This window comes from Streptomyces sp. L-9-10 (assembly GCF_004151105.1).
Taxonomy (GTDB): domain Bacteria; phylum Actinomycetota; class Actinomycetes; order Streptomycetales; family Streptomycetaceae; genus Streptomyces.
Genome location: NZ_PHRF01000152.1, coordinates 52,018 through 75,377 on the forward strand (window position 1 = coordinate 52,018; position 23,360 = coordinate 75,377).

The window sequence follows — 23,360 nt, forward strand, 5'->3', positions numbered from 1 at the left end:
GATGCCTGGAGGTTAGCCGGGGCACGCCCGCGGGCGGAAATCAGTTGTCCGCGCCGGCCGCCCTGCGCAGCGGGAGCGGGGCGCCCATCACGGCGTACGGCTTGGGGGCGCTGGGGAAGTGGACCTGGCGGGCCAGGTCCGTGTAGCCGAGCGTGCGGTAGAGGCGGCGTGCCGGGCTCTCGATGTCGATCGCGGAGAGGATCGACCTGGGTTCGCCCGCGCTGTCGGTGATCGCGGTGATCAGGGCGCGGCCGATGCCCCGGGCCTGGAACTCGGGGTGGACATGCAGCTCGGTGATCACGAAGGAGTCGAGGAGCCAGCCCTCGGAGCCGGTGGTGCGCAGATACGGCTCGACGACGGTGGACCACCAGTGGGCGCGGTCGTTGGGCAGGCCGTACACGAAGCCGACGAGCCGGCCGGTCACGGTGGTCGCGCCGAGGGCGCGGGAGCCGCGCAGCAGCAGATGCCGGAGCACGATGTGGCGGCGTACCTCGATCTCGTCGTCGCTGAGCCCGAAGGCGAGGGCCTGTACGGCGAGCGCCTCGTCGACGCGTGCGGCGAGATCGACCGGCCCTACCTGTACGTCGGGGGTGCGGGGGCTGCCCCCGGGAATGCTCAGCATGGGCCGAACCCTACTTTCAGAACAGCACGCTCATGAAGGCGCCCACTTCACGGAAACCCACCCGGCGGTACGCCGCTCTGGCAGGGGTGTTGTAGTCGTTCACGTACAGGCTGACGACGGGCGCCACATCGGCCAGCGCGTACCGTACGACCGCCGCCATGCCCGCCTCGGACAGGCCGCGGCCGCGGAATTCGGGGTCGACCCAGACACCCTGGATCTGGCAGGCCCGGGGGGTGGCGGCGCCGATCTCGGCCTTGAAGACGACCCTGCCGTCGTCGATCCGGGCGAACGAGCGTCCCGCGCCGACGAGTTCGGCGACGCGCGCCTGGTAGAGCAGTCCGCCGTCACCGGCGAGCGGCGAGACACCGACCTCCTCGGTGAACATCGCCACGCAGGCGGGCATGATCACGTCCAGCTCGGCCTTGCGGATACGGCGCACGAGGGGGTCGGGCGCGACGGTGGCGGGCAGTTGCTCGGTGACCATCAGCGGCTGGTGGGCGCGGATCTCGCGGGCCGGGCCCCAGTGCGGCTCCAGCAGCCGCCACAGCTGGGCGGTGGGCTCGGCGGGGCCGACGATCGAGGAGCAGCGGCGGCCGGTCCTGCGGGCCCGGTCGGCGAAGGCGCGCACGGCCTCGGGGGTGGCGCAGATCGGTACGAGGTTGGCGCCGGAGTAGCAGAGCGAGCGCAGCCGCCCGTCCGCGTACCAGCCCCACATCTCGCCACCGAGGCGCCAGGGGTCGAGCCCCGCGACCTGTACGCGGGACGTCACGAAGGCGTTTTCGACGGGCTCGCTCTCCAGGACGGCGAGCGCGGCGTCGAGTTCGCCGGGTTCGAGGACCCGGGTGGTGGTCTGCGTCAACACGAGGGGGCCTCACCATACGTCTGCCGATCTCCGCACTGTACCCGGCGCCTTCCCGGTATGCCGCTCATCGGAGCAGGATCCGGTATCGCCGCAGGTCAGAGTGCGAAGGGTCCCGCAGCCGATGCCCGGGGGCGGTGGCTGCGGGACCCGTTACGCACATATGTCCGCAGGCGGACACGGTGGCCGGCACAAGGGGCGCGGTCAGCGGACGGAGACCTCGGGCTCGCCCGAGGCGATGCCGTCCTTCTCCATCTGCTCCGCGATCTTCATGGCCTCGTCGATGAGGGTCTCCACGATCTTCGATTCCGGGACGGTCTTGATGACCTCGCCCTTGACGAAGATCTGGCCCTTGCCGTTGCCGGACGCGACACCGAGGTCGGCCTCACGGGCCTCGCCGGGCCCGTTCACGACACAGCCCATGACGGCCACGCGCAGCGGGACCTCCATGCCCTCCAGACCGGCCGTCACCTCGTCGGCCAGCTTGTAGACGTCGACCTGGGCGCGGCCGCAGGACGGACACGAGACGATCTCCAGCCGGCGCTGGCGCAGGTTGAGCGACTCCAGGATCTGGATGCCGACCTTGACCTCCTCCGCCGGCGGGGCGGAGAGCGAGACCCGGATCGTGTCGCCGATGCCTTCGCTGAGGAGGGCACCGAAGGCCACCGCGGACTTGATGGTGCCCTGGAACGCGGGTCCCGCCTCGGTGACGCCGAGGTGCAGCGGGTAGTCGGACTGCGCCGCCAGCTGCCGGTACGCGTTGACCATGATCACCGGGTCGTTGTGCTTCACCGAGATCTTGATGTCGCGGAAGCCGTGCTCCTCGAACAGCGACGCCTCCCAGAGCGCCGACTCGACGAGCGCCTCCGGCGTGGCCTTTCCGTACTTCGCCAGCAGACGCGCGTCCAGCGATCCGGCGTTCACGCCGATACGGATCGGGGTGCCGGTCTCGCCCGCCGCCTTCGCGATCTCCTTGACCTTGTCGTCGAACTGCTTGATGTTGCCCGGGTTCACCCGCACCGCCGCGCAGCCCGCGTCGATCGCCGCGAACACGTACTTCGGCTGGAAATGGATGTCCGCGATGACCGGGATCTGCGACTTCCGGGCGATCGTCGCCAGCGCGTCCGCGTCGTCCTGGGTCGGGCACGCGACCCGTACGATCTGGCAGCCGGACGCCGTCAGCTCCGCGATCTGCTGCAACGTCGCGCCGATGTCGGACGTGCGCGTCGTGGTCATCGACTGCACCGAGACCGGTGCGTCCCCGCCGACCGCCACCGACCCCACCTGGATCTGACGGCTGACCCGTCGGTCGGCGAGCTTCGTCGGAACGGACGGCATTCCGAGAGAAATTGCAGTCATCTGCTGTGCAACCCCAAGGTGTGGATCAAGGTCCCGAGATCGGCGGGCTCCAGCCCCCGAGATTACGCCACCGCGTACGGAGCAAGCACATCCACGCGAAAACTCCACCCAAAGATAAGCGGCCGGACACGAATGGTGTCCGGCCGCCGTGAATCGGTTCCAATCAGCTGATCTTGACCGGGTTGAAGACGTCGGCGACGAGAACGAGCAGGGTGAAGCAGATGAAGATCCCCGCCACGACATAGGCGACGGGCATCAGCTTCGCCACATCGAACGGGCCCGGATCGGGCCGCTTGAACAGCCGTGCGAGCCTGCGCCGCAGCGATTCCCAGAGCGCGCCCGCGATATGCCCGCCGTCCAGGGGCAGCAGCGGCAGCATGTTGAAGAGGAAGAGCGAGAGGTTGAAACCCGCGAGCAGGAACAGCATCATCGCGATCTGGTTCTGTGCCGGGATGTCCAGCGTCATCACCTCGCCGCCGATGCGCGCCGCGCCGACCACACCGACCGGTGAGTCGTCCTTGCGCGGGCCGTCGCCGAAGGCCGCGCTCCAGAGGTCGGGGATCTTGGAGGGCAGGGCCACGATCGATTCGACGCCGTCCCCGATCATGGTGCCCATCCGGTCCACGGACTGGGGGAACGAGAGCGGGACGATCTCGGTGGAGGCGGCGAAGCCGAGATAGCCGGCCGGTACGAACTTGTCCGGCACGACCTCCCCGTCGGAGTCCTTCTCGGCCACCATGTTCTTGGCGAGCGTGGCGTGCAGCACCCGCTCGGTGCCGTCGCGGTCGACGGTGATGGTGGCGGGGCCGATCGTCTCGCGGATGAGGCCGGAGAGCGTCGACCAGTCGTCGACCCGCTGCCCGTTGAAGGCGACGATCTTGTCGCCCTTCTGGAGACCGGCCGCGCGGGCGGGCGAGACCGGGTCCTTCTTCTCACAGGTGTCGCGCTCCTCGCTCTGCGAGATCACGCACTGCTGGACGCCGGCGACCTGGGTGGTCTGGGTCTGGAAGCCGAAGCTCATCGCCACACCGATGAAGATCACGGCGGCCAGGACGAGGTTCATGAACGGACCCGCGAACATCACGATCACGCGCTTCCACGGCTTGCGCGTGTAGAAGAGGCGCTTCTCGTCGCCCGGTCCCAGCTCCTCGAAGGCGGCGGAGCGCGCGTCCTCTATCATCCCGCGCCACGGCGAGGTGGAGCGTGCCTCGATCCTGCCGTCGGGGCCCGGCGGGAACATCCCGATCATCCGGATGTAGCCGCCGAGCGGGATCGCCTTGATCCCGTATTCCGTATCGCCCTTCGTGCGCGACCAGATGGTCGGCCCGAAGCCGACCATGTACTGGGGCACGCGGATGCCGAAGAGTTTGGCCGTGGAGAGATGGCCCAGTTCGTGCCAGGCGATGGAGAAGAGCAGTCCCACGACAAAGACGGCAATGCCGAGGACCGTCAACAGGATCGTCATGCGCGAGCCTCCGCTGGCTGTTCTTCACTGAATGTCGCTGCCGTCTCACGGGCCCGGGCGCGGGCCCAGGTCTCCGCTTCGAGGACGTCCGCCACGGTGAGCGAGGTTCCCGTACGGGGGGTGCCGTGCTCCGCGACGACCTCTGTGACCGTATCCATGATGCCGTTGAACGGCAGCCGTCCGGCCAGAAACGCGTCGACGCACTCCTCGTTCGCGGCATTGAACACCGCGGGGGCCGTGCCGCCCAGGGTGCCGACGTGCCGGGCGAGTCCCACGGACGGGAACGCCTCGGTGTCGAGCGGGAAGAACTCCCAGGTCGAGGCCGTGGTCCAGTCGAAGGCGGGCGCGGCGTCCGGCACCCGGTGCGGCCAGCCGAGACCCACGGCGATCGGCCCGCGCATATCGGGCGGAGTCGCCTGGGCCAGGGTCGAACCGTCGTTGAACTCCACCATCGAGTGCACATACGACTGGGGGTGTACGACGACCTCGATGCGCTCGAAGGGAATGTCGTACAGCAGATGTGCCTCGATCACTTCGAGGCCCTTGTTGACGAGGGTCGCCGAGTTGACCGTGATCACCGGACCCATGGCCCAGGTGGGATGCGCGAGGGCGTCCTTGGGGGTGACGTGCGCCAGCTCGGCCTTCGTACGGCCGCGGAAGGGCCCGCCGGAAGCCGTCACCACCAGCTTGCGCACGTCGGCGCGGGCGCCGGCGGCCAGCGCCTGGAAGAGCGCGGCGTGCTCGGAGTCGACGGGGATGATCTGGCCGGGCCTGGCCAGGGCCTTCACCAGCGGGCCGCCGACGATCAGCGATTCCTTGTTGGCGAGCGCGAGCGTACGGCCCGCCGTGAGGGCGGCGAGGGTGGGCGCGAGTCCGATGGAGCCGGTGATGCCGTTGAGCACGGTGTGGCAGTCCGACGCCGCCAGTTCGGTGGCGGCGTCGGGTCCCGCGAGGATCTCGGGAAGCGGTTCAGCCGTCCCGTACCGCCCGGCGAGCGCCTCCCGGAGCGCGGGCACGGCCTCCTCACGCGCGACCGCGACGGTACGGACCCGCAGCCGCCGCGCCTGCTCGGCGAGCAGTTCCACGCGACCGCCTGCGGCGGAGAGCGCGGTGACACGGAAGCGGTCGGGGTTGCGCAGGACCAGGTCGATGGCCTGCGTGCCAATGGATCCGGTGGAGCCGAGGACGACGATGTCCCGGCGGCCTTCGGTCGGATCGAAGGCGATGTGCGGATCGGCGAGAGGGGCTGGGCAGTCGCTCATGCCCCTATTCTCGCCTCATCCCCGCGCCGGGAGGACAGCGCGCCCCGGCAGGTGCCCCCGTGCGCCCGTCTTCACCGCTTCTCCGCGGCGTCCCCGGCCGCCGCGGAGAACTTCTGCCACTGCGCCTGGATGATCTCGTCGGGCACTCCCCCGACGTCCTTCGTACCGGTGATCTCGGCGCGGAAGGAGAGCGTGGTGGAGCCCGAACGTACGACGGTCAGATACTCGTACAGCTTCAGCGTGCCCTTCACGTCGAGGAGCGTGAGGCGGTACGCCCTGGCCTCGTCCCCCACGTCCGGCGCCCCGGCGGGCTCCACCTTCAGATACGTCGCCTTCGCCAGCGCCCGGTCCTCGGTGAACCCGCCCGCGCACTCGCGCCCGGCCGTGCCGAGGGCCTTCATCACACCGGCCGCGTCCGGCGCGGTGTACGAACGCAGCTGTACGGAGACGGTGAGGCCGAGCAGCTCGTCGGGTATGTCGGCCTTGCGCTGGACCTCGGCGACGGGGTCGAACGCGGTGGCGCCCTTCGCAAGGCTGACGAGCGGCTGGCAGACGGCGGGATCGGCGGTGTAGTCGTCGCCGAGCGGCGCGCCGAGGGCGTACTCGGAGGCGGTGTACGCGCCGATCCTCTCGCCGTCGGTGAGGGACGCGGCGGTGAGCCGGTCCTCGGTGAGCGGGGCGGGCCCGGAGGCGGCGGCGGAGGGCTTGTCGGCCGTTTTCCCGCTCGGTTTCCCGCCCTTGCCGTCGTCGGCGCCCTGCCCGTCACCACCGCACGCGGCCGTCCCGGCCAGGACGAGCCCGGCGGCCACCGCCCCGAGCCCCCGCCGTGTCCGTCGTGCCCGCCGCTTCCCGGCCTCGAACATGCCCGCCCCCGTCGTCGGTCGATCGCGCCGAGTTGACGGCGCGACTCCCGATTGTGGGGCATGCCACGACACTCCGGGGCCCCGGCCCGGCGCTCGGAACCGGCACTCAGAAGTGCGTCGTGATGCCGAACTTCTCGCGGAGCATGGCCATGTCGTGGCGGTCCCGGTCGGCCGGCTCGTACCCCTGGTGGAACAGGACCTGCTGCCCGGCCGAGATGCACCGGACCGTCGTCCCCCCGATGGTGCCCGTGGTGAAGCACTCCGCCGGGTACACGTAGGGCTTCTCCGGGTCCAGTGACGACTGGAGCGCCGAGCCGTCCGGGGCGAAGGCGAGGGGGTGGAAGTCGATCTCCTCACCCGTCGGGCGGGCGAGGACGAAACGCACCGGGCGCCAGTCCAGGGTCTCTGCGAAGCCCGCGCCGGACAGCGCCTCGATGACGCGGGGCTCCTGGTCGGCGCGGTGCAGGAGGTCCAGATCACGGTGGGGGCGGGTCTGGGCGCCGAGCAGGGCGTCGATGCCCCAGCCCCCGGCGATCCAGACGTCCGCGTCGGCCTTCCGCAGCATGGTCAGCACGGACAGTACGTCGTCGACGGTCATCACGCGGCGGCACGATACGCCGTCAGTTCCGGGCGCCACCAACCGTTTTCGCGGTCGCGGAAGGCACCGGCCGCCGGTGACGAGTTGGGCCGGGCGCATTGACACACCTCACCCGCGGCCCGATTCTGAGAGCGCTCTCAACCCCTACTCGTGGGGGATGAGAGCGCTCTCATCCCCCACACGCCAGGAGGTAGAGCGTGCTTGGTACCAGAAAGTTGCTCGCGGCACTCGCCGCAGCGGTGATCTTCGCGACGGGGTTCACGGCCGCCGGCCCCGCGGCCCCCGCGGAGGCCGCCGTTCCCACGACCATTCCGCTCACCATCACGAACAACTCCGGGCGCACGGACCCGGTCTACATCTACAACCTCGGCACGCTGCTCACGACGGGCCAGCAGGGCTGGGCCGACGCGAACGGTACGTTCCACGCCTGGCCCGCCGGGGGCAATCCCCCCACCCCGGCGCCCGACGCGTCGATCGCCGGGCCCGCCAACGGGCAGTCCACGACGATCCGGATGCCGAAGTTCTCCGGCAGGGTCTACTTCTCGTACGGCCAGAAGCTCGACTTCAGGCTGACGACCGGCGGGCTGGTGCAGCCCGCGGTACAGAACCCGTCCGACCCGAACCGGAACATCCTGTTCAACTGGACCGAGTACACCCTCAACGACGCCGGGCTGTGGATCAACAGCACACAGGTCGATATGTTCTCGGCGCCCTACGCCGTCGGCGTCAAGGCCCCCAACGGCACCACCAAGACCACCGGCCATCTCAAGGCCGGCGGCTACAAAGGCTTCTTCGACTCCCTCCGGGGCCAGCCCGGCGGCTGGGCCAATCTGATCCAGACCCGGTCCGACGGCACAATCCTGCGCGCCCTCTCGCCCGGTCACGGCATCGGGGCCGGCAACCTGCCCGCGTCCGTCATGGACGACTACATCAACCGGGTGTGGAGCAGGTACACGACGTCCACACTGACGGTGACCCCGTTCGCGGACCAGCCGAACACCAAGTACTTCGGCCGGGTCTCGGGCAACACCATGAACTTCACCAACAGCGCGGGCGCGGTCGTCACCTCGTTCCAGAAGCCCGACGCCGACTCGATCTTCGGCTGCTACAAGCTGCTGGACGCGCCGAACGACCTCGTACGCGGCCCGATCTCGCGCACGCTCTGTGCCGGGTTCAACCGCTCCACGCTCCTGGTCAACCCCAACCAGCCGGACACGAGTGCGGCGAACTTCTACCAGGACACGGTCACCAACCACTACGCCAGGAAGATCCACGCGCAGATGGCCGACGGCAAGGCGTACGCCTTCGCCTTCGACGATGTCGGCGCCCACGAGTCGCTGGTGCACGACGGTGACCCGCAGCAGGCGTACATCACGCTCGATCCGTTCAACTGACACCCGCCGGGCGAACGCGACCGTCCCGTGGCCGGACTTCCGACTCCGGTCACGGGACGGGGCGCTTTCAGCGCGGCGAGGCCCTCACGGGAACAGCAGGATCCCCGCCAGAATGATCACGATGATCGCGATGGCGACGGCCATGACCTTCCAGGCCGTGCTGTGGACCGGGGGCGGCCCCTTCGGCCCGCCTCCGCGCGGCCTGTCCTCCGGGAGCCGCGGGTTCTCCGGCCGGCCATGTGCGTAGAAGTCGGCGTCCCTGGCCATGGCAACCCCCTCACAGAGGTCGATGAGCCCCGCCCGGCACGGGCGGGAGATTCCGCAGGTATCTCTATATTCCTACGTATTCACTTATATTTTACTCGCTATTCGGGCAAACGTGCGGACCGGCCGGGCGCCTCCGTACGCGGACGCGACCCGGCCGGTCCCTCATGGGCCTCGGCGGATCAGTGGACGGGACGGTGCACGTTCTCCCGCTGGGACGGTCCGGGGGTCGCGTCCGCGATCCAGGGGCCCTCGCCGCTCGGGTCGATGACACCGGCCTCCAGCCAGGTGTACGTACCGGCCAGGACGCCGTTCACGACCTTGCGGTCCAGGTCGTCCGTGTTGGACCAGAGCCGGGTGAAGAGCTCCTCGACCCGGATACGGGCCTGCCGGCAGAAGGCGTCGGCCAGCTGGTACGCCTCGCGGCCGTGGTCGCCGCTCGTCCGCATCAGCTCCGCCCGTACACAGGCCGCGCTCATGGCGAACAGCTCGGCGCCGATGTCCACGACCCGGCCGAGGAAGCCCTGCTTGGTCTCCATCCGGCCCTGCCAGCGCGACATGGCGTAGAACGTGGAGCGGGCGAGCTTGCGCGCGTTGCGCTCGACATAGCGCAGATGCGTCGACAGGTCCGGGTACCCCGCCGGGTGGAACTCCGCGTACGAGCCGGGCAGCTGCCCCGGTCCCGCGACCAGCTTCGGCAGCCAGCGGGCGTAGAACCGGCCCGCCTGCGCACCGGCCCGCGCCTTGTCCGAGAGCGACGCGTCCGGGTCGATGATGTCGCCCGCGACCGCGAGATGGGCGTCGACCGCCTCGCGCGCGATCAGCAGATGCATGATCTCGGTGGAGCCCTCGAAGATCCGGTTGATCCGCAGATCTCGGAGCATCTGCTCGGCGGGTACGGCACGTTCGCCACGCGCGGCCAGGGAGTCCGCGGTCTCGAAGCCCCGGCCGCCCCGGATCTGGACCAGTTCGTCGGCCATCAGACAGCTCATCTCGGAGCCGTACAGCTTGGCCAGGGCCGCTTCGATCCTGATGTCGTTGCGGTCCTCGTCCGCCATCTGGGAGGCCAGGTCCACGACCGCCTCCAGCGCGAAGGTGGTGGCCGCGATGAACGAGATCTTCGCGCCCACGGCTTCGTGGCGGCCGACCGGCCTGCCCCACTGCTCACGGGCGGCCGACCATTCGCGGGCGATCTTCAGACACCACTTGCCCGCGCCCACACACATCGCGGGCAGCGAGAGCCGGCCGGTGTTGAGGGTGGTGAGGGCGATCTTCAGGCCGGCGCCCTCGGGTCCGATGCGGTTCGCGGCGGGGACCCTGACCTGGTGGAAGCGGGTCACCCCGTTCTCCAGACCGCGCAGGCCCATGAACGCGTTGCGGTTCTCGACCGTGATGCCCGGGGAGCCGGCCTCGACGACGAACGCCGTGATGCCGCCCTTCCCGTTCTCCGTCTTCGGTACGCGCGCCATCACGACGAGCAGATCGGCGACGACTCCGTTGGTCGTCCACAGCTTGACGCCGTCGAGGACGTACGAGTCGCCGTCGGGGACGGCGGTCGTGGCGAGCCGCGCGGGGTCGGAGCCCACGTCCGGCTCGGTGAGGAGGAAGGCCGAGATGTCGGTGCGGGCCAGGCGCGGCAGGAAGGCGTCCTTCTGCTCCTGGGTGCCGAACAGCTTCAGCGGCTGCGGTACGCCGATCGACTGATGGGCGGAGAGCAGCGCGCCGATCGCCGGACTGGCGGAGCCGACCAGGGCCAGGGCCTTGTTGTAGTACACCTGGGTGAGACCGAGCCCGCCGTACTTGGTCTCGATCTTCATACCGAGCGCGCCCAGCTCCTTGAGGCCGTTGATCACCTCGTCGGGGATCCGGGCCTCGCGCTCGATCCGCGCGCCGTCGATCCTCGTCTCGCTGAATTCGCGGAGTTTCGTGAGGAACTGCTCGCCGCGCTTGACGTCCTCGGACGCCGGCATCGGGTGCGGATGGATGAGATCGAGGCGGAAGCGGCCGAGGAACATCTCCTTGGCGAAGCTCGGCTTGCGCCAGCCCTGCTCCCGGGCCGCCTCGGCGACCTGGCGTGCTTCCCGCTCGGAGACCCTGGGCCTGCCCTGGGGTTCCTGCGGTGCGGATGCTGCTGAGGGTGCGGATGGGGCGGACATGAGGAACTCACCTCGCCGCGGAGTCGGGTCCAGAGACGGATCGACCGGCCTGGTACTACTCGTCCGTATCTACCCGATTCCCGCGACCCGCACCAGTCGTGGCGCGGGCCGCGGGAACGCGGCGAGGGTGCCGGGGGCCCTCCACGAGCGCCCCGGGAGCTCCTTCTAGAGGGCGAGGCCCGTGAGCACCATGACGCGCTCGTAGGTGTAGTCGTCCATCGCGAACCGCACGCCCTCGCGGCCCACGCCGGACTGCTTGGCGCCGCCGTACGGCATCTGGTCGGCGCGGTACGAGGGGACGTCGCCGATGATCACGCCGCCGACCTCCAGCGCGCGGTGGGCGCGGAAGGCGGCCTGCACGTCATGGGTGAACACCCCTGCCTGGAGGCCGTACTTCGAGTCGTTGACCCTCTCGAACGCCTCGGTCTCGCTCTCGACGCGGCGCAGGGTGAGGACGGGCCCGAAGACCTCCTCGCAGGAGATCGTGACGTCCGCGGGGACCTCGGACAGGACGGTCGGCGCGTACGTCGCCCCGTCCCGCTTGCCGCCCGTGAGCAGCTGGGCGCCGGCCCGTACCGCCTCGTCGACCCACGACTCGACGCGCTTGGCCGCGTCCTCGCTGACGAGCGGCCCCACATCGGTGGCGTCGTCGCCGGGGTCGCCGGTGACCTGGGCCTCGACGGCGGCGATGACCTTGGGCACGAGACGTTCGTACACCGAGGCGTCCGCGATCACGCGCTGGACGGAGATACAGGACTGGCCGCCCTGGTAGTTCGAGAAGGTGGCGATCCGGGTCGCGGCCCAGTCCAGGTCCTTCTCGCTCGCGTAGTCGGCGAGGACGACGGCCGCGCCGTTGCCGCCGAGTTCGAGCGTGCAGTGCTTGCGCGGGACGGAGTCCATGATCGCGAAGCCGACCTTGTCCGAGCCCGTGAAGGAGATCACCGGCAGCCGCTCGTCCTGGACGAGGGCGGGCATCCGGTCGTTCGGCACGGGCAGTACGGACCAGGCGCCGGCCGGCAGGTCCGTCTCGGCCAGCAGCTCGCCGAGGAGGAGTCCGGAGAGCGGGGTCGCCGGGGCGGGCTTGAGGATGATCGGGGCGCCGACGGCGATGGCCGGGGCGATCTTGTGGGCGCAGAGGTTGAGCGGGAAGTTGAACGGCGCGATACCGAGGACGACGCCACGGGGGAAGCGGCGGGTCAGGGCGAGACGGCCGGCCCCGCCCGGGTCGGTGTCGAGGCGCTGGGCTTCCCCGCCGTTGAAGCGGCGGGCCTCTTCGGCGGCGAAGCGGAAGACGGAGACGGCGCGGCCGACTTCGCCCCGGGCCCACTTGAGGGGCTTGCCGTTCTCGGCGGAGATCAGCCGGGCGATCTCCTCGGTGCGCTCGACGAGCCTGCGGGAGACATGGTCGAGCGCGGCGGCCCGTACGTGCGCGGGCGTCGCGGCGAACTCGTCCAGGACCGCGTGCGCGGCGGCCACGGCCTCCTCGACCTGGTTCTCGGTCGGCACGGCCACGGTGCCGACGAGCCGGCCGTCCCAGGGGGAGGTGACGTCGAAGGTGTCCTCGCCGGTGGCCTGGCGGCCGGCGAGCCAGAAAGCGTGGGTGGAAGTCATTGCGAGTCCGGGCCCTTCCGAAGAGATGGCGGTGTCTGGTTCCACGGTAGGGGTGCGGACCCGGGTGGTCGTTTGTCCGGGGTGGAGTGGTGTGGTGGGGGACGTGCTACGCATTGTCGTAAGCGCCCGCCACGCGCGGTCGCCGGTGGAGGCGCGCGGCGGGTCAGGCCCTGTCCGGCCCGTCCGGGTGTGCCGGCTACTCGGCCGAGGGCGCGGGCACGGGCGACGCCGTCGTCTTCAGGGCCAGCCACAGCTCCATCCGTACGTCCGGGTCGTCCAGCGAGCGGCCGAGGATCTCCTCCACCCGGCGCATGCGGTAGCGCAGCGTATGACGGTGGACCCCGAGGTCGGCCGCCGCCGCGTCCCACTGGCCGTGGCGGGAGAGCCAGGCCCGCAGCGAGGCCACCAGATCCCCGCGGCCCTTCGCGTCGTGCTCGTACAGGGCGCGGAGCATGCCGTCCGCGAAGGCGCGTACCGCGTCGTCCGCGAGCAGCGGGAGGATCGACCCCGCCGCCAGCTCCTCGTGCTCGACCAGCGCCCGGCCGCGTCTGCGGGCCACCGAGAGGGCCTGCTCGGCCTGTTTGTACGCGCCCGCCGCCGCGATCGGGCCCGTGGGCGCGGAGAGCCCGATGACGACCCCGGCGTCCTCGGCCTCGCGCCGGGCGTATCCCTCGCTGGCCGTGACCACCGCCCCGCCGTCCACGGCGAGGACGATGAGCCGTTCCCCGCCGTCGGGGACCGCGAGCAGCGCCTCACCCGCCCGTGCCGCCGCGGCCTCCAGCGCCTCCGTGAGCAGCTGGAGCGGATGGCCTGCCTCCGGGTCCGGCACGGGCTTCGACTGCTTGGCGGGCTTCATCGATTCGGCCGATTCGGCGACCAGCAGCCGGAACGGGGCGTCGAGCAGGCCCCCGTACAGATCACCGGCCACGGCCCGCGCGTGGTCGGGCTGGCCGGAGAGCAGCATCCGCAGCACGGCCGAGCCGAGCCGCTGTTCGGCGGCCTGAAGGGCGCGCGACCGCTCCGTGGTCAGCGTCAGCAGCGCGATCGCCGAGTGGACCGCGTACCGCTCCGCGGTGCCCAGCGCCGCTCCCGTACCGACGGCGAGCGCGCCGCGCATCCGCCGGCCCGTGCCCAGGGACTGGAGCTCGACCCGGTCCTCGGCGCCGCCCGACGCCTCGTGCGGCGCGTCTCCCGCCGCCCCGACCACCGCGCTCGCGGGCGCGGGCCGCTCCCGCAGCCGTTCCACCTCGCCGGTCAGCCGGGCGGCCCGTCGCGCGGCCCACTCGGGCGCGGCGGCGACGACCGCGCCCGACGCGTCGTACAGCGCCGCCCAGCCGTCCACATGCGCGGCGAGCCGGGCCAGCAGCGCCGCGGGCCCTTCGACGAGAGCGGCGCTGGTCAGCTCCCGCTGCGCCTCGAACCCCGCGGTGACCGCGCGGTACTGGTCGGCCGCGAGCGCCGCCGAGACGGCCTTGCTGATGGCGAGGAAGGGGGTGCGCCGCGGGACGCCCAGGAGCGGCAGCCCGGCTTCCCGCGCGGCTTCGACGAGTGCTTCCGGGACGTCCTCGTAGTTGACGCCGACGGCGAAGCCGAGCCCGACGACCCCGGCGCCGACCAGCCTGCGGACGTAGCGCCGCATGGCCTCCGGATCACCCGCGTCCAGGGTCGTCGCCGTGATGAGGAGGAGTTCCCCGCCCTCCATGTACGGCACGGGGTCGGCCAGCTCGCTCGCGTGGACCCAGCGCACGGGCGTCTGGAGCCGGTCCTTCCCCGCACGCACGGTGAGGTTGAGCGCCGGATGCTGGACGAGCGAGGCGAGGGTGGGCGGCATGGTGGAACCGTAGGGCCTTCGGCGAGGGAGGGGCAGGGCGGCGGCCGGAAGACGCCACCTCGGACGATTACGCCGTCCCGTATGAACGGCGCCCCTCAATTCTGCCAGCTTGTACGAGCCGGCGGCCGGGGTGGCGGTGGCCGGGCGGCGCCGGGCCCGCGTGGCCGGTCCGCGGGGTCAGTTCCGCAGATCCACCAGCACGGGCGTCGCGTGGTCGCCCCCCACCGTCCGCAGCGACAGCACCGCGTGCCCCGCGGGCACCGAGTGGGCCAGCTCGGAGGCCGACCAGCGCTCGCGCTCGACCTTCCGTACGGTCACCGCGTCCGTCGTCACGGCCTTGCCGGTGACCAGCTTCCGGAACGCGTGAATGGCCCGGGTCAGCGGCTGGTCGGCGAAGACCGTGCGCTGGGTGACGTCCCGGGTCTCCACCCACTCCGTACCCCAGGCCTCCGCGAAGCGCTTGCCGTCCCAGGTGGTGATCCCGGAGAAGGCCATCCGGCAGCCGACGGCCCCGAGCAGCGCGGTGTGCAGCGCCTCCGGCACATCGTCGAGCGTGCGCAGGGTGAGCAGCGCGCCCGCGTTGACCGACCGCAGCCGCTGCACCCCGCGCAGGGTCTGGCCGGTGAGGGTGCGGGTCGCGTCGTCCAGGACGAGGCAGGCGAAGAGCGAGCGGTCGGCGCGTACGGCGGCGTTCGCCGTGAACTGGGCGAGGACGAGCCTGGCCAGCATCCGCGAGGCCTCGGCGTGCCCCCGTTCGGGCAGGTCGACACGGACCCGGAGCGGATGTTCCAGGGTGCGCAGCGAGAACGGCCGGGTTCTGCCGCTGGTGTCGAAGAAGCCCGCGAACGCCGGGCGGTCGAGCAGCGCGATCCGGTCGGCGAGGGCGCTCCCCGCGTCTCCCTGGGCCGCGGACTGGCGTTCCCTGGTGTCGAGTTCGCGCCGCATGGCGTGGTGGCCCCCGGCGTCGAGCGCCTCGCGCAGGGCGGCCAGTGCGGCCGGCGTGCCGTCGAGCAGCTCGCGCAGTTCGGGTACGGCGGGGAGCCGGCCGTGTGCGGCGCGGAACGGTCCGAGCAGCTGCGCGAGCGCGGTGGTGGCCCGCCTGCCGTCGGTGTCCGCGAGATCGCCGACGAGACCTTCGGCGAGTACGGCGGCGGCCTCGTCCGGGTCGTCCGTCCCGCCGTACAGGTCGAGGTCGTACACCGACCGCGGGTCGCCGAGCCGGATCACGACGTCGTAGGCGCTGTCGGGGCCGAGCTGGGTCCCGGCGGCGCAGACGGCGATGACGACGGCCTGTCCCGCGAGCGCCTGGAGGGAGAGCGACTCGACGACCGGCCGGACGAGGGCATGGGTCTTGCCCGCGCCCGGCGGCCCCACGGCCAGCAGCGAAGTCCCCAGCAGGACCGGGTCCAGCGCGAGCCCCGTACCGCGCCGGGGATACGGATTGCGCTCCCCGTCGTGGACCGTTCCGAGCCGGACCTGCCGTACGAGCAGATCGTGCCGGGCCGCGCGGACGGGCAGATCGCGCGCACCGGAGGGGTGGACACAGGCCGCGGCGCCCTGGCCGCGCACGGCCTCGGCGAATGCCGTGAGCCGGGAGGGATCGGCCCGTACGGAGTGCCAGGCACGCCGGATCCGCGCGTAGTCGACGTCGTTCATCCGCCCGTCCCGCACCTCGGCGGCGAGCCGTGCGGCGGTCTCGCCCTGGCCGGCGGCCCGGAGCTGGGGCCACTCGGCGAGGTCGTCCTCGGGCTCGGGGTGCGGCGGGGCCTCCTTGGGCGCGACCCCGGGGACCTTGCCGAAGACGCGGCGGGCGAGCTCGGGCCAGCGGCCGAGCCGTCCGAAGAGGACCAGGAGCCCGCCGATGACCAGCGCGTTGTAGATGCCCTGGGCGATGGCGCCCTCCTGCGTACCGATCCACCAGCGGTCCGGAGTGAGGAGGAAGAGCGGCCAGAGCCAGAAACCGCCCAGATAGCCGTTCCACAGCAGCGACCAGATCAGCAGGCCCGCGAGGAGCGAGATCAGCGCTCCGCTGACCAACTGCCGCACCGGCGTGCGCTCCGGCTCCTCCGGGGGGCGTGGCCGGTGTCCGTACGCCCATGTCCCGGGCGCGTCCGCGACCCGGGGTACCCGCAGCCACTCGCCCAGCGTCGGGCCGCTGTCCGGGGCGCGCTCCGGCGCGGGCGGAGCCGCTTCGAAGGCGCCCGGGGCGAAGGCGCCGGACGGCTGGAAGGCACCGGACGGCGGACCCGTCGGTGATGGCGAGGACGTCGGCATCGGCGGTGGCGTGGGCGGCGGCCCCGCCGGCCGCGGCACAGGGGTGGCGCGCGTGCCCGGTGAGTCGTGCGTGCCGTCGGTGTCCATGAACCCCTGCCCCCTGACCAGTCGGGCCCGCGCTGTGCAGTCCGCCCGTGTGCAAGCGTCGATCTCGTGTACAAGCGTCAATCTAGTGCCCGTGCACGGGTAGTTCACCGTTCCGCGCCCACCGGGTGTCGGGCCGCCCCGCCGTGCCTCCCGGCCCCGCCGCGGGCGCCACCTGTCCGTCACGGACAACGACACGCGCCGGTTACTACCGAACGGCGCATGCCCGCACCCCTCCGCCACCCCTAGCCTGCGAAGAAAGCCGAAGAAAGACCCCGGAAACACCTCCAGGAGCCCCTCATGACCGCCATTCCGCAGGAGCGCCGCCTCGTCACCGCCGTCCCCGGTCCGAAGTCGCAGGAGTTGCAGGCCCGCCGTACCGCCGCGGTCGCCGGCGGCGTCGGGTCCGTGCTGCCCGTGTTCGCCGCCCGCGCCGACGGCGGGATCCTCGAGGACGTGGACGGCAACCGGCTGATCGACTTCGGTTCCGGGATCGCCGTGACCTCGGTCGGTGCCAGCGCCGAGGCCGTCGTACGCCGTGCCTCCGCCCAGCTCGCGGACTTCACCCACACCTGTTTCATGGTCACGCCGTACGAGGGGTACGTCGAGGTCTGTGAGCGGCTCGCCGAGGTGACGCCGGGTGACCACGCGAAGAAGTCCGCGCTGTTCAACTCGGGCGCCGAGGCCGTCGAGAACGCCGTGAAGATCGCCCGTTCGTACACCAAGCGGCAGGCGGTGGTCGTCTTCGACCACGGCTATCACGGCCGTACGAACCTCACCATGGCGCTGACCGCGAAGAACATGCCGTACAAGAACGGCTTCGGGCCGTTCGCGCCGGAGGTCTACCGGGTGCCGGTCGCCTACGGCTACCGCTGGCCGACCGGTCCAGAGAACTGCGGCCCCGAGGCGTCCGCCCAGGCCATCGACCAGATCAGCAAGCAGATCGGCGCCGACAACGTCGCCGCGATCATCATCGAGCCGGTGCTCGGCGAGGGCGGCTTCATCGAGCCGGCCAAGGGCTTCCTGCCCGCGCTCGCGAAGTTCGCCAAGGACAACGGCATCGTGTTCGTGGCGGACGAGATCCAGTCCGGCTTCTGCCGTACCGGCCAGTGGTTCGCGTGTGAGGACGAGGGCGTCGTCCCCGACCTGATCACCACCGCGAAGGGCATCGCGGGCGGTCTGCCGCTCGCCGCCGTCACCGGCCGCGCCGAGATCATGGACGCCGCGCACTCGGGCGGCCTCGGCGGTACGTACGGCGGCAACCCGGTGGCCTGCGCCGCCGCGCTCGGCGCCATCGAGACCATGCGGGAACTGGACCTCGCCGCGAAGGCCCGCCGTATCGAGACGGTCATGAAGGGCCGGCTCGCCGCTCTGCGCGAGAAGTACGACCTGATCGGTGACGTGCGCGGCCGTGGCGCCATGATCGCGATCGAACTCGTGAAGAACCGCGAGACCAAGGAGCCGGCCCCGGAGGCGACCGCCGCGCTCGCCAAGGCGTGCCACGCGGCCGGGCTATTGGTCCTGACCTGTGGCACCTACGGCAATGTGCTGCGCTTCCTGCCGCCGCTGGTGATCGGCGAGGACCTGCTGAACGAGGGCCTGGACATCATCGAGCAGGCGCTCGCCACCGTCTGAGCCGCCGGAACCGGCCGTCTGAGCTGCCGGAACGGGGACCGGGACCCGCAGCGGCGGCCCCGGTCCGCCACACCCGTCAGGGCCTGTGAAGAAGGTGTGCGAGGCCGATGGCGGGATGCGTTTCGGACTGTCGGTGCCCGCGTGCCTGACGTACCGTTTCCGCAGATGAGAGAAACACCCCGCTCGCAGGGGACTGCGGGCGACACCGGAGCGGGGCATCCCCAGCACCGCTTTGGTCGTGCCTTCGCGCACACCACTGGAGCCTCCGGCTCTGGAGCACCTCACCGATCGGATGGCCGCCCGCCCCAAACCCCCCGGGGCGTGCGGCACACCGGTCCGCACGGCCGCCCCGGAACTACCCCCCCTGTTCCCGGGCGGCCGTCCTTTTTCCCCCGCCCCGCCCGGCGGTTCTGGCTTCCCTTCGCGCTGTGCGCGGCCCTCTTCGCGCTCGTGACCTGGCAGGTGACCGCCGACGGACCGCTGCGTTCGGCCGACGAGCGTGCCGGTCACGCGCTCGCGGGCCGGGGGCCCAGACCACTGACGGAATTCTTCGCCGATCTCGGCAGCATGTTCGTCGCCGTGCCCGTACTGGCCGTGGCGATCGGATACACGCTGTGGCGCGGGCAGCGCGCACGGCCGCTGACGGCGGCGCTCGCGATGGCAGCCGTGCCCGCTCTGGTCGTACCGCTCAAGATCTGGACCGACCGGCCGGGCCTGTTCACCGACGCCACCGGGTACTACCCGTCCGGGCACACGGCGACGGCGATGGTCGCGTACGGCGCCGCCGCGCTGCTCCTCGCCCCCGGCCCGCCGCGGAACCGGGCGGTGCCCGCCGCCGTCCTGCTCACCCTGGCGACGGGCACCGGTCTCATGCTGCGTGGCTACCACTGGCCGCTGGACGTCCTCGGCAGCCTGGCGCTGTGCGGGATGGTGCTCCTGGCTCTGGAGCGGGCACTCCGCGTGGCCGGATCGCGCGATGTCAGCCGAAGTACGCGTCGAAGTTCCGCGAGAACTCCCACTGGTTGAAGCGGTCCCAGTTGATCGACCAGGTCATCAGTCCGCGCAGCGCGGGCCCGGTGCCATGGGTCTGGTAGGAACCGCAGTCGGTCTTCTTGGTCAGGCAGTTCAGCGCCTTGTTCACCTCGGCCGGTGACGTGTGCCCGTTGCCCGCCTGGGTCGAGGCCGGCAGGCCGATGGCCACCTGGTCGGGGCGGAGCGCCGGGAAGACCTTCGTGGTGTCACCGGCGACCGGGAAGCCGGTGAGCAGCATGTCGGTCATGGCGATATGGAAATCGGCGCCGCCCATCGAGTGGTACTGGTTGTCCAGACCCATGATCGGGCCGGAGTTGTAGTCCTGGACGTGCAGCAGGGTGAGATCGTCGCGCAGCGCGTGGATCACCGGGAGGTACGAGCCGGCGCGCGGGTCCTGGCCGCCCCAGGGGCCGGATCCGTAGAACTGGTAGCCGAGCTGTACGAAGAAGGTCTCGGGGGCCATGGTGAGGACGAAGTCCGCGCCGTACTTGGCCTTGAGGGTCTTGATCGCGGAGATGAGGTTGACGACGACCGGGGTCGTGGGGTTGCGGAAGTCGGTGTCACCGGTGTTCAGCGAGAGCGAGTGGCCCTCGAAGTCGATGTCCAGGCCGTCCAGACCGTACTCGTCGATGATCTTGGAGACGGAGGAGACGAAGGCGTCGCGGGCGCCGGTGGTGGACAGCTGGACCTGGCCGTTCGCGCCGCCGATGGAGATCAGGACCTTCTTGCCCGCGGCCTGCTTGGCCTTGATCGCCGCCTTGAACTCGGCGGCGGATTCGACGTTCGGGCATTCGGCGACCGGGCAGAGGCTGAAGCGGATGTCGCCGGAGGTGACCGAGGTGGGTTCGCCGAAGGCGAGGTTGATGACGTCCCACGAGGCGGGCACATCGGCCATCCGCGTGTAGCCGGAGCCGTTGGCGAAGCTGGAGTGCAGATAGCCGACCAGCGCGTGGGCGGGCAGGTCCGCGCCGCCGCCTCCGCCGCCGCCCGAGGCGGAGGTGGTGGCGGTGACGGCGGGCGAGAGGGTGGAGGCGCCGGTGGCGTTGGTGGCGGCGACCTGGAAGCTGTACGCCGTGGCGGGGCTGAGTCCGGTGACGGTGGCCGAGGTGCCGCTGACGTCCAGTGCCCTGGCGCCGCCCCGGTAGACGGTGTAGCCGGTGGCCCCCGTGACGGGCGCCCAGGAGAGCGCCACGGAGGTCGAGGTGACGGTGCCGGCCCGCAGGCCGGTGGGGACGGCCGGGGGCTGCTCCGGAGCACCGCCAGGACCGACGAGGGTGAGGTCGTCGGCGTAGTAGGCGGGCGTGCCGTACCACCCGTGGGTGTAGACGGTCACCGAGGTGGTGCTCGGGCCGGTGCGGAAGCTCGTGGTGAGCTTCTGCCAGTCGGACGCGGACTGCGTCCAGGTCGAGACATCGGTGGTGCCGGTGCCGGAGGCGCCGAGATAGACGTAGCCCCCGCGGACCCAGGAGCTCAGTGTGTACGCGGAGTCCGGCTTGACCGTGAGGGTCTGCGAGCACTTGGCGTTGTCACTGCCCGCGGGGGTCCCCTTGAGCGCGCCGCTGCCGCCGTGGACGGGGGTGGTGACGACGGCGCCGCTGCCCGCCGTACAGCTCCAGCCGGTCAGGCCGGATTCGAAGCCGCCGTTGCGGGCGATGTCCGCGTCGGCGGCCCGTGCCGTCTGGGCGGCGGCGACGAGTCCGCCCGCGGTGAGTACGGCGGCCGCGAGGGCGGCCACCGGTCTTGGGTACAGAGCAGGACGTCTGGTGCGTTCCACAACTGCCTCCGGGCATGGGGGAAATGAGGTGGCGGAGCGCGCACAGCATGGTCCAGACCAATTGCTTGGTCAAGACCTCTGACAGCGCCATCCCGGAACCGTCCCCGCTCCCCCGCTCAACCCGCTCACCCACTCCCACCCCCGCGCTCCCGGGTCACGCGGCGCCGCCCTCCCCGCCCCCGTCGCCGCCCCGGTCCCCCGCGGCGATGTTCGCCGCCGCCTCGTGCATGGCCAGTTCCAGCAGTGACGCGTCGGTGAGCGTGCCCGAGCCGTCCGGCGGGATCAGCCAGCGCATGCCGCCGCTCGTCCGCCCCGGGTACGGCACGACGATCCAGGTACCGGAGCCGGCGCCGCGTACGCCCGTACCGAGCCAGCGCGCGACCGTGCCCGGCGGCACGAAGAACCCCATCCGCGCGTCGCCGAAGTCGGCGAGCACGGGGCCCGGCCGGTCGACGAGCCTGGTCAGCACGTCGAGGGTCGGATAGCCCAGTTCACCGGGGAGGATCAGCACGTCCCAGCGCCTGCCCGCGGGCAGGAGAGCCACCCCCAGGGGGTTGCGCTCCCACTCCCGCCGGCAGGCTTCGGGATCCGGTGCCACCGAAATCAGCCACTCCACCGCGCTGTTCGCCCCTGAGCCGGTCATCTGCCCGGCCTCCCCTCCGTATTGTTGGACAATCTGTCCACAAGGAGGAGACACGGAGGATGCCGGTCGATGACGCGGGTTCGGCCGGTGATCTTGCGGTGATCTGGATCACAGGGGCCCTCGCGTCCGGATCACAGGGTCCGGCGGATCCGGATCGCCGGGGTCCGGCGGCGCGGCTCAGCTGTCGAAGCCCAGCCCCAGCCGGTCCATGGTCCGCAGCCACAGATTGCGCTGTCCGCCCCGGGCGTCCGCGCGGGCCAGCGACCACTTGGTGAGTCCGATCCCGGCCCACGCGGCCGGTTCGGGCGGGAAGGGCAGCGGCTTGCTCCTGACCATCTCCAGCGCGGTGCGCTCGGTCCGTTCGCCCGCCAGGAGGTCGAGCATCACCTCCCCGCCGAAGCGGGTCGCCCCGACGCCGAGCCCGGTGTAGCCGGCGGCGTACGCGACCCGGCCGTCGTACGCCGTACCGAAGAAGGCCGAGAAGCGCGAACAGGTGTCGATGGCACCGCCCCAGGCATGGCTGAAGCGCACCCCCTCCAGCTGCGGGAAGCAGCGGAAGAAGTGGGTGGCGAGCTTGAGATAGGTCTCCGGGCGGTGGTCGAGCGCCGTGTCGAGCCGCCCGCCGTACGGATAGATCGCGTCGTAACCGCCCCACAGGACGCGGTGGTCGTCGGTGATCCGGAAGTAGTGGAACTGGTTGGCGCTGTCGCCGAGTCCCTGACGGTTCTGCCAGCCGATCGCGGCGCGCTGTGCCTCGGTCAGCGGCTCGGTCATCAGCGCGTAGTCGTAGACCGGGACGGTGTACGGACGCACGCGTCGGACCAGCGAGGGGAACACATTGGTGCCGAGCGCGACCCTGCGCGCGAAGACCCGCCCGTACGGCGTACGGACGGCCATCCCGGACCCGGCTCCGGCTCCGGTCCTGGTACGCGCCAGCTCCAGCCCGGGGGTGTTCTCGTAGAGGCGCACCCCGAGGTCCGCACAGGCGCGCTTGAGGCCCCAGGCGAGCCTGGCCGGGTGCAGCATGGCGACACCGCGCCGGTCCCACAGCCCGCCCAGGAACGTCGGCGAGTCGACCTCGGCGCGCACCGCGTCCCGGTCGAGCAACTCCACCCCGGTGCGGCCGTGGCGCCTCCCCTCCTCGTACAGCCCGTGGAGGTCGTCCAGCTGGTACGGCTCGGTGGCGACGTCGATCTCGCCGGTGCGCTCGAAGGAGCAGTCGATGGCGTAGCGGGCGACGGTCGCCTCGATGGCGTCGAGATTGCGTTCGCCCAGCTCCTCCAGTTTCCGCAGCTCGCCCGGCCAGCGCGCGAGCCCGTTGCCGAAGCCGTGGGTGAGGGAGGCGGCGCAGAAGCCGCCGTTGCGGCCGGAGGCGGCCCAGCCCACCTCGCGGCCCTCGATCAGGACGACGTCGCGTTCCGGATCGCGTTCCTTGGCGAGCAGCGCGGTCCACAGCCCGCTGTAGCCGCCGCCGATCACGAGCAGGTCGCACTGTTCGTCGCCGGTGAGGGCCGGCAGGGCTCCCGGCCTGCCGGGGTCGTCCAGCCAGTACGGGACCGGCCGGGCGTCGGAGAGCGATGCGGCGGAGAGCGCCGCGGTGGCGGTACGCATGGCGCTTGGGGCCATGTCTTCCA

18 protein-coding genes are annotated in these 23,360 nt (G+C 71.4%); 3 read left to right on the forward strand and 15 right to left on the reverse strand.

What is annotated here, in order from left to right:
• Positions 1-40: 40 nt before the first annotated feature.
• The 7 genes from CU044_RS31485 to CU044_RS31515 all read right to left on the reverse strand — a co-directional run bounded on the left by CU044_RS31485 (position 41) and on the right by CU044_RS31515 (position 7,028).
• Positions 41-622: a GNAT family N-acetyltransferase gene (locus tag CU044_RS31485; RefSeq protein ID WP_129772148.1), complete on the reverse strand. Its 582-nt coding sequence runs from the start codon at positions 620-622 to the stop codon at positions 41-43.
• Between the two features lie 16 nt (positions 623-638).
• Positions 639-1,484, reverse strand: a complete 846-nt coding sequence (locus tag CU044_RS31490) for a GNAT family N-acetyltransferase (protein ID WP_165372023.1) — start codon at positions 1,482-1,484, stop codon at positions 639-641.
• Positions 1,485-1,685: 201 nt separating this feature from the next.
• Positions 1,686-2,840: a flavodoxin-dependent (E)-4-hydroxy-3-methylbut-2-enyl-diphosphate synthase gene (ispG, locus tag CU044_RS31495; protein WP_129772149.1), complete on the reverse strand. Its 1,155-nt coding sequence runs from the start codon at positions 2,838-2,840 to the stop codon at positions 1,686-1,688.
• A gap of 163 nt (positions 2,841-3,003) precedes the next feature.
• Positions 3,004-4,305, reverse strand: a complete 1,302-nt coding sequence (locus CU044_RS31500; protein ID WP_129772150.1) for a site-2 protease family protein — start codon at positions 4,303-4,305, stop codon at positions 3,004-3,006.
• Entirely contained in the window at positions 4,302-5,567 is a 1,266-nt protein-coding gene (dxr, locus tag CU044_RS31505; protein ID WP_129772151.1) for a 1-deoxy-D-xylulose-5-phosphate reductoisomerase, read from the reverse strand. The genes CU044_RS31500 and dxr overlap by 4 nt, the downstream gene beginning before the upstream one ends.
• A 71-nt stretch (positions 5,568-5,638) precedes the next feature.
• Positions 5,639-6,430 (reverse strand): hypothetical protein, encoded by a 792-nt coding sequence (locus CU044_RS31510; RefSeq protein WP_129772152.1) that lies wholly within the window; start codon positions 6,428-6,430, stop codon positions 5,639-5,641.
• 106 nt (positions 6,431-6,536) lie between these two features.
• A complete protein-coding gene (locus tag CU044_RS31515) occupies positions 6,537-7,028 on the reverse strand; it encodes an amino acid transporter (protein ID WP_193564123.1) in 492 nt (163 codons plus the stop codon).
• Positions 7,029-7,267: 239 nt separating this feature from the next.
• On the opposite strand from CU044_RS31515, the gene CU044_RS31520 reads away from it, so the two are divergent.
• Positions 7,268-8,422, forward strand: coding sequence for a glycoside hydrolase family 64 protein (locus tag CU044_RS31520; RefSeq protein ID WP_240045975.1), 1,155 nt, complete (start codon positions 7,268-7,270; stop codon positions 8,420-8,422).
• 84 nt (positions 8,423-8,506) lie between these two features.
• Here the strand turns inward: CU044_RS31520 and CU044_RS31525 are convergent, their stop codons facing one another.
• From CU044_RS31525 to CU044_RS31545, 5 genes are all read right to left on the reverse strand, one after another.
• Positions 8,507-8,689, reverse strand: coding sequence for a hypothetical protein (locus tag CU044_RS31525; protein ID WP_129772155.1), 183 nt, complete (start codon positions 8,687-8,689; stop codon positions 8,507-8,509).
• A gap of 179 nt (positions 8,690-8,868) precedes the next feature.
• Positions 8,869-10,842: an acyl-CoA dehydrogenase family protein gene (locus tag CU044_RS31530; RefSeq protein ID WP_129772156.1), complete on the reverse strand. Its 1,974-nt coding sequence runs from the start codon at positions 10,840-10,842 to the stop codon at positions 8,869-8,871.
• A 165-nt stretch (positions 10,843-11,007) separates the two neighbouring features.
• Positions 11,008-12,453, reverse strand: coding sequence for an aldehyde dehydrogenase family protein (locus CU044_RS31535; protein WP_129772157.1), 1,446 nt, complete (start codon positions 12,451-12,453; stop codon positions 11,008-11,010).
• A gap of 196 nt (positions 12,454-12,649) precedes the next feature.
• Positions 12,650-14,284 (reverse strand): PucR family transcriptional regulator, encoded by a 1,635-nt coding sequence (locus tag CU044_RS31540; RefSeq protein ID WP_129772158.1) that lies wholly within the window; start codon positions 14,282-14,284, stop codon positions 12,650-12,652.
• A gap of 177 nt (positions 14,285-14,461) precedes the next feature.
• A complete protein-coding gene (locus CU044_RS31545) occupies positions 14,462-16,645 on the reverse strand; it encodes an ATP-binding protein (protein ID WP_129772159.1) in 2,184 nt (727 codons plus the stop codon).
• 297 nt (positions 16,646-16,942) lie between these two features.
• On the opposite strand from CU044_RS31545, the gene gabT reads away from it, so the two are divergent.
• Together gabT and CU044_RS31555 are read left to right on the forward strand one after the other, a co-directional pair.
• On the forward strand, positions 16,943-18,277 hold the full coding sequence (gabT, locus tag CU044_RS31550; RefSeq protein ID WP_129772160.1) for a 4-aminobutyrate--2-oxoglutarate transaminase: 1,335 nt from the start codon (positions 16,943-16,945) through the stop codon (positions 18,275-18,277).
• Positions 18,278-18,442: 165 nt separating this feature from the next.
• Positions 18,443-19,303, forward strand: coding sequence for a phosphatase PAP2 family protein (locus tag CU044_RS31555; RefSeq protein WP_129772161.1), 861 nt, complete (start codon positions 18,443-18,445; stop codon positions 19,301-19,303).
• On the opposite strand, the gene CU044_RS31560 is transcribed toward CU044_RS31555, so the two are convergent.
• The 3 genes from CU044_RS31560 to CU044_RS31570 form a co-directional block, all read right to left on the reverse strand.
• Positions 19,257-21,083 carry a glycoside hydrolase family 18 protein gene (locus CU044_RS31560; protein WP_129772162.1) on the reverse strand — a complete coding sequence of 609 codons (1,827 nt, stop codon included), beginning with the start codon at positions 21,081-21,083 and terminating at the stop codon, positions 19,257-19,259. The two genes, CU044_RS31555 and CU044_RS31560, sit on opposite strands and share 47 nt — an antisense overlap.
• Positions 21,084-21,237: 154 nt before the next feature.
• Entirely contained in the window at positions 21,238-21,726 is a 489-nt protein-coding gene (locus CU044_RS31565) for a hypothetical protein (protein WP_129772163.1), read from the reverse strand.
• A 177-nt stretch (positions 21,727-21,903) separates the two neighbouring features.
• The gene (locus tag CU044_RS31570) at positions 21,904-23,352 is read right to left on the reverse strand and encodes an FAD-dependent oxidoreductase (protein WP_129772164.1); all 1,449 of its coding nucleotides are present in this window, start codon (positions 23,350-23,352) and stop codon (positions 21,904-21,906) included.
• Between the last annotated feature and the right edge of the window lie 8 nt (positions 23,353-23,360).

Bases quoted from the DNA above. Each gene is read 5' to 3' on its own strand.
- CU044_RS31545 (WP_129772159.1), bottom strand. From the start codon at position 16,645: ATGGACACCGACGGCACGCACGACTCACCGGGCACGCGCGCCACCCCT.
- CU044_RS31535 (WP_129772157.1), bottom strand. From the start codon at position 12,453: ATGACTTCCACCCACGCTTTCTGGCTCGCCGGCCGCCAGGCCACCGGC.
- CU044_RS31515 (WP_193564123.1), bottom strand. From the start codon at position 7,028: ATGACCGTCGACGACGTACTGTCCGTGCTGACCATGCTGCGGAAGGCC.
- CU044_RS31570 (WP_129772164.1), bottom strand. From the start codon at position 23,352: ATGGCCCCAAGCGCCATGCGTACCGCCACCGCGGCGCTCTCCGCCGCA.
- CU044_RS31530 (WP_129772156.1), bottom strand. From the start codon at position 10,842: ATGTCCGCCCCATCCGCACCCTCAGCAGCATCCGCACCGCAGGAACCC.
- CU044_RS31525 (WP_129772155.1), bottom strand. From the start codon at position 8,689: ATGGCCAGGGACGCCGACTTCTACGCACATGGCCGGCCGGAGAACCCG.
- CU044_RS31565 (WP_129772163.1), bottom strand. From the start codon at position 21,726: ATGACCGGCTCAGGGGCGAACAGCGCGGTGGAGTGGCTGATTTCGGTG.
- ispG (WP_129772149.1), bottom strand. From the start codon at position 2,840: ATGACTGCAATTTCTCTCGGAATGCCGTCCGTTCCGACGAAGCTCGCC.
- CU044_RS31540 (WP_129772158.1), bottom strand. From the start codon at position 14,284: ATGCCGCCCACCCTCGCCTCGCTCGTCCAGCATCCGGCGCTCAACCTC.
- CU044_RS31500 (WP_129772150.1), bottom strand. From the start codon at position 4,305: ATGACGATCCTGTTGACGGTCCTCGGCATTGCCGTCTTTGTCGTGGGA.
- CU044_RS31485 (WP_129772148.1), bottom strand. From the start codon at position 622: ATGCTGAGCATTCCCGGGGGCAGCCCCCGCACCCCCGACGTACAGGTA.
- gabT (WP_129772160.1), top strand. From the start codon at position 16,943: ATGACCGCCATTCCGCAGGAGCGCCGCCTCGTCACCGCCGTCCCCGGT.
- dxr (WP_129772151.1), bottom strand. From the start codon at position 5,567: ATGAGCGACTGCCCAGCCCCTCTCGCCGATCCGCACATCGCCTTCGAT.
- CU044_RS31555 (WP_129772161.1), top strand. From the start codon at position 18,443: ATGAGAGAAACACCCCGCTCGCAGGGGACTGCGGGCGACACCGGAGCG.
- CU044_RS31510 (WP_129772152.1), bottom strand. From the start codon at position 6,430: ATGTTCGAGGCCGGGAAGCGGCGGGCACGACGGACACGGCGGGGGCTC.